Below are 5,600 nucleotides of genomic sequence, written 5' to 3' on the forward strand. Positions count from 1 at the left end.
CCACCCCGAACCCCACACCCTCCTGACCGCCATCGCCACCACCCACACCCACACCACCGCCACCCCCATCACCTGGCACAACCACCTCCCCACCACCACCACCGACCTGCCCACCTACCCCTTCCAACACCACCACTACTGGCTCCGTCCGACCTCGGCTGCCACGGACGTGAACGGACTGGGCCAGGCCCCCGCCGACCACGCTCTGCTGGGCGCCGCGGTGGAGCTGCCCGACCAGGGCGGTGTGGTCCTGACGGGGCGGATCTCGATCGCCACGCATCCCTGGCTGGCCGATCACGCGGTGGGCCAGAAGGTGCTGTTCCCCGGCACCGGGTTCGTGGAGCTGGCGGTGCGCGGGGGCGACGAGGTCGGTTGCTCGGTGGTGGAGGAGCTGACGCTCGAGACGCCGCTGGTGATCGAGAAGGACGAGTCGGTCCTGATCCAGGTGGCCGTGGCCGCCGCCGACGACGGCGGACGGCGCGAGGTGGCGGTGTACGCCCGCAGCGGTGAGCGGCCGTGGACGCGTCATGCCGCCGGCATCGTGGCCGCGGCGGACGGCGACGCGGCGGAGTTCGACTGGAGCCAGTGGCCGCCGGCGGGAGCGCAGGCCGTGGACGTGTCGGGCCACTACGAGGCCGTGGCCGCCGCCGGGTACGGATACGGGCCCGCCTTCCAGGGGCTCAAGCGGGCCTGGGAACGCGACGGCGAAGTGTTCGCCGAGGTGGAGCTCGCCGAGCGGGAGACCGACGAGGCCGGTCGCTACGGCATCCACCCCGCGTTGCTGGACGCGGCCCTGCACGCCATCGGCGTGGCCGAACGGCTCTCCGACGCCGCCGACGAGCAGGTCGCTCTGCCCTTCGCCTGGACGGACGTGCGGCTGCACGCCTCCGCCGCCAGTCACCTGCGCGTACGCCTGCGCCGCGCCGAGGACGGCGCGGTGACCATCGAAGCGGGGGACTCCGCCGGACAGGCGGTGGCCTCGATCGGCGCGCTGATCCTGCGCGAGCTCGCGGACCAGAAGCTGTCGGCGGCCGCATCCCTGTCGTCGCTGCTGCGGATGGACTGGGTGCCGCTGTCGGGTGAGCCGGCGGACGACGCGGCGGGAGACGTGACGATCGTCGGCGAACGGTGGCCGGCTCTGGCCGAGGCCGTCGAGTCCGCCGGTGGCGGCCTGGTGGAGTACACGGAGTTGGCGGCGCTGGGCGCGGCGGTCGCGTCCGGGCACAGTGCTCCCGGAGCCGTGGTGCTGCGCCTGGACGTCGACGCGGACGGCCGAGAACCGCTGGAGGAGCTGCGGTCGGAGCTGGACCGGGCTGTGCGCGTACTGAACGACTGGCTGGCCGACGAGCGGCTGGCGGAGACCCGGCTGGTGCTCGTGACCACTGGTGCGGTGTCCACCGGCGCCGAGGCCGGCGGCGCGCTCGCCGGGGCGGCGGTGTCGGGTCTGGTGCGCTCGGCGCAGGCAGAGGCCCCGGGGCGGATCCTGCTGGTCGACCTGGACGGCGCGGCCGAGTCGCTCACCTCCCTGGTCTCCCTCCTGAGCGTGGAGGACGAACCGCAGCTGGCGGTACGCGCCGGTCGGGCCCTGGTGCCGAGGCTGGCCAGGGCCGACGCCTCCGACGAGCTCCACGCGCCCGAAGACGGGGGCGGGTGGCGGCTGGACAGCCCCACCAAGGGGTCGATCGACGGCCTGACCCTGATCCCGGCGCCCGAGGCCGACCGAGAGCTGACCACCGGCGAGGTGCGCGTGGAGGTCCGCGCGGCCGGGCTGAACTTCCGCGACGTGCTCAACTCGCTGGGCATGTACCCGGGTGAGGCCGGGCCGATGGGCGTCGAGTTCGCCGGTGTCATCGCCGAGGTCGGACCCGGCGTGGCCGGGCTGCGGGTCGGCGATCGCGTGATGGGCATGGGCGACGGGACGTTCGGTCCGCAGGCTGTGGCGGATCACCGGATGATGGCCGGGATGCCGCAGGGGTGGAGCTTTGCTCGGGCGGCCTCGGTTCCGGGTGCGTTCGCGACCGCCTGGTACGGGCTGGTCGATCTGGCCGGGCTGAGCCGTGGCGAGCGGGTGCTGATCCACTCCGGTGCCGGTGGCGTCGGCATGGCCGCCATTCAGATCGCCCGTCACCTGGGCGCGGAGGTGTTCGCCACCGCTTCACCTGCCAAGCAGCACCTGCTGCGCAAGCTCGGGGTGGCCGACGATCACATCGCGTCCTCCCGGGATCTCGACTTCGCCGACGCCTTCGCGGCGGTCTCGGGCGGGGTGGACGTGGTGCTGAACTCGCTGGCCGGGCCGTTCACCGACGCCTCGCTCGACCTGCTCGCCCCCGGCGGCCGGTTCATCGAGATGGGCAAGACCGACCTGCGTGATCCGGCGGACGTCGCGAACGCCCGATATCACAGCTTCGACCTGATGGACGCCGGGCATGAGCGGATCGGGCGGATTCTGGCCGAGCTGCTCGACCTGTTCGCCCAGGACGAGCTGGCGGCGCTCCCCGTACGGTGCTGGCCGGTCCAGCAGGCCCGCCAGGCGTTCCGGCACATGGCCCAGGCCCGCCACACCGGCAAGATCGTCCTGACCATGCCGCACCGCATGGATCCGGACGGCACGGTGCTGATCACCGGCGGCACCGGCGGGCTGGGCGCGATCTTGGCCCGCCACCTGGCTACCGGCCACCAGGTCAAGCACCTGCTGCTGGCCTCGCGCAGGGGAGAGCAGGCACCCGACGCCGACCAGCTCCGAACCGATCTGGAAGCGGCAGGCGCGACGGTCGACCTCGCGGCCTGCGACCTGTCCGATCCTGCGCAGGTCAGCACGCTCCTCGACCGGATCCCGGCGGAGCGCCCGCTCACCGCGGTGTTCCACGTCGCCGGGGTGGTGGACGACGGCGTGGTCACCTCCCTCACCCCCGACAAGATCGACCGCGTGCTGCGCCCGAAGGCGGATGCCGCCTGGCACCTGCACCAGGCGACTCAGCATCTGGATCTGGCCGCGTTCGTGCTCTACTCCTCCTCGGCCGCCACCCTCGACAGCGCCGGACAGGGCAACTACTCCGCGGCCAACGCCTTCCTGGACGCCCTGGCCGTCCACCGCCAGACCACGGGTCTTCCGGCGCAATCTCTCGCCTGGGGGATTTGGGCGCCGGAGACGGGTGGCATGACCCGCCGGCTGAGCGGGATCGATCTGGAACGGCTGGCCCGCTCGGGGTTCACCGCGATGGGCGCCGACGAGGGCATGCAACTGCTGGACGCCGCTCTCACCAGGTCGGAAGCCTTCCTCGTACCGCTGCCCATGGACACCCGCTCGCTCGCCGCACGCGAGGACGGCATCCCCGCCGTCCTGCGCGGACTGGTCCGCACCCCCGCGCGCCGCACCGCGCAGAGCGCACCGGCCGCGGACGACGGCGAGTCGGCGCTGCAGCGGCGCCTGGCCGGGCTGTCCCCGGCCGAGCAGGAGCACGTTCTGGTGTCGCTGGTCCGTACGGAGGCCGCCGGCGTGCTGGGGCACGCGTCCGAGGAACAGGTGGGCCCGGACAGGAGCTTCAACGAGCTCGGATTCGACTCCCTGACGTCGGTGGAGCTTCGCAACCGGCTGAGCCGGGCCACCGGGCTCCGGCTGCCGGCCACGCTGATCTTCGACTATCCCACCGCGGTCGCCATCGCCGAGTTCTTGGGGAGCCAGATCCTGCCGCAGAAGGAGCCGGTCGAGTCGCAGGTGCTGCACAGCCTGGACGAGCTGGGCCGCCTGCTGGGCAAGATCGCCATCGACGTCGAGGCGCGGTCCGAGATCACGGTTCGCCTCCAGAAGCTCGTGGACGAGTGGCGCGGCGGCCCGTCAGGTGCGAACGAGGAGAAGGACGTGCGCACGGCGAGCGCGGACGAGTTGTTCTCGCTGATCGACAAGGGCCTGTGAGATCCCGACCCGGTTGTCCGACAGGTAACGCCAACTCGAAACCCCTTAGGAAGGTGGGACGTCATGGCTGACGAAGAGAAGCTCCTCGCGTACCTGCGGCGGGTGACCGAAGACCTCCAGCAGGCCAACCGACGTCTGCGTGACGTCGAGGCCAAGGAGCGCGAGCCGATCGCGATCGTGGGCATGGCGTGCCGCTACCCCGGTGGGGTGAACTCGCCCGAAGACCTGTGGAAACTGGTGCTGGACCGCGAGCAGGGGATCGTGCCCTTCCCGAAGGACCGGGGCTGGGACCTGGAGGCGCTCTACGACCCCGACCCGGACAGCAGCGGCACGACCTACGCCCGTGCGGGCGGCTTCCTCGAAGGGGCGGACGAGTTCGACCCGGCGTTCTTCGGGATCAGCCCGCGCGAGGCCGTGGCGATGGACCCGCAGCAGCGGCTGATGCTGGAGGTCGCGTGGGAGGTCCTGGAGCGCGCCGGGATCCATCCGGCCTCGTTGCGCGGCACCGCCGCGGGCGTCTTCATCGGCGCCTTCGCCAACGACTACGAAGTGGGACGAGGCCCCCTGCCCGAGGGCAGCGAAGGCTACCTGGGCACGGGCAATTCCAGCTCCGTCATCTCCGGCCGGGTCGCCTACACGCTCGGGCTGGAGGGCCCGGCCGTGACGGTCGACACCGCCTGCTCCTCCTCGCTCGTCGCCATCCACATGGCCTGCCAGTCGCTGCGTACGGGGGAGAGCACGCTCGCACTCGCGGGCGGCGTGACGGTCATGGCCACCCCGGAGCTCCTCGTGGACTTCAGCCACCAGCGGGGCCTGGCGCGAGATGACCGCTGCAAGGCGTTCTCCGACGAGGCCGACGGCACCGTCCTGTCCGAGGGCGCCGGGGTGCTGGTGCTGGAGCGGTTGTCGGACGCGGTGGCCGCCGGTCATCGGGTGCTGGGGGTGATCCGGGGGTCGGCGGTCAACCAGGACGGTGCGAGCAACGGGTTGACGGCGCCGAACGGTCCTTCGCAGGAGCGGGTGATCCGTCAGGCGCTGGCCAATGCCGGGGTGTCGATTTCGGAAGTGGACGTGGTCGAGGCGCACGGGACGGGTACGGCGCTGGGTGACCCTATTGAGGCTCAGGCGCTGCTGGCCACGTACGGGCGGGATCGGGACGCGGCCGAGCCGTTGTGGCTGGGGTCGCTGAAGTCGAACATCGGGCACACGCAGGCCGCGGCTGGGGTGGCCGGTGTGATCAAGATGGTGATGGCCGCTCGTGAGGGTGTGCTTCCGCAGAGTCTGTACGTGTCGGCGCCCACGACCCATGTGGACTGGGAGCGGGGCCGGGTGCGGCTGCTGGAGGAGGCGCGGGAGTGGTCGCAGCCGGCGGATCGTCCGCGGCGGGCGGGGGTGTCGTCGTTCGGGGTGAGCGGGACGAACGCGCACGTGATCGTGGAACAGGCCCTCGACCTGCAGCCGCTGCTCGTTGCCGCCGGTGAGGACGGCCTGAACGGGGATGCCGCACACCAGGACGTACCGGCCGAGGAGCGGGAAAGCGCGCTGGCGGCAGGCGTGCCGGTGGTGCCGTGGGTGTTGTCGGGGCGTGGCGAGGAGGCGTTGAAGGCCCAGGCCGACCGGTTGGCCGATCGTGTGGCGGGTTCGCCTGGGTTGTCGGTTGCGGGTGTGGGGTTGTCGTTGGTGCGTT

General features: G+C 72.0%; 2 protein-coding genes. Both read left to right on the forward strand.

Annotated features, from left to right (window positions below; translation table 11 throughout):
• Window positions 1-3,913, forward strand: a 3,913-nt coding sequence (locus ABZS69_RS66715) for an SDR family NAD(P)-dependent oxidoreductase (protein ID WP_355395498.1), incomplete at its 5' end; no start/stop codon positions are given.
• Window positions 3,914-3,976: 63 nt separating this feature from the next.
• Window positions 3,977-5,600 (forward strand): beta-ketoacyl synthase N-terminal-like domain-containing protein (locus ABZS69_RS66720; protein WP_355395501.1); only part of this gene is annotated, 1,624 nt, incomplete at its 3' end.

The organism is Nonomuraea sp. NPDC005650, assembly GCF_040605375.1.
Lineage (GTDB): Bacteria > Actinomycetota > Actinomycetes > Streptosporangiales > Streptosporangiaceae > Nonomuraea.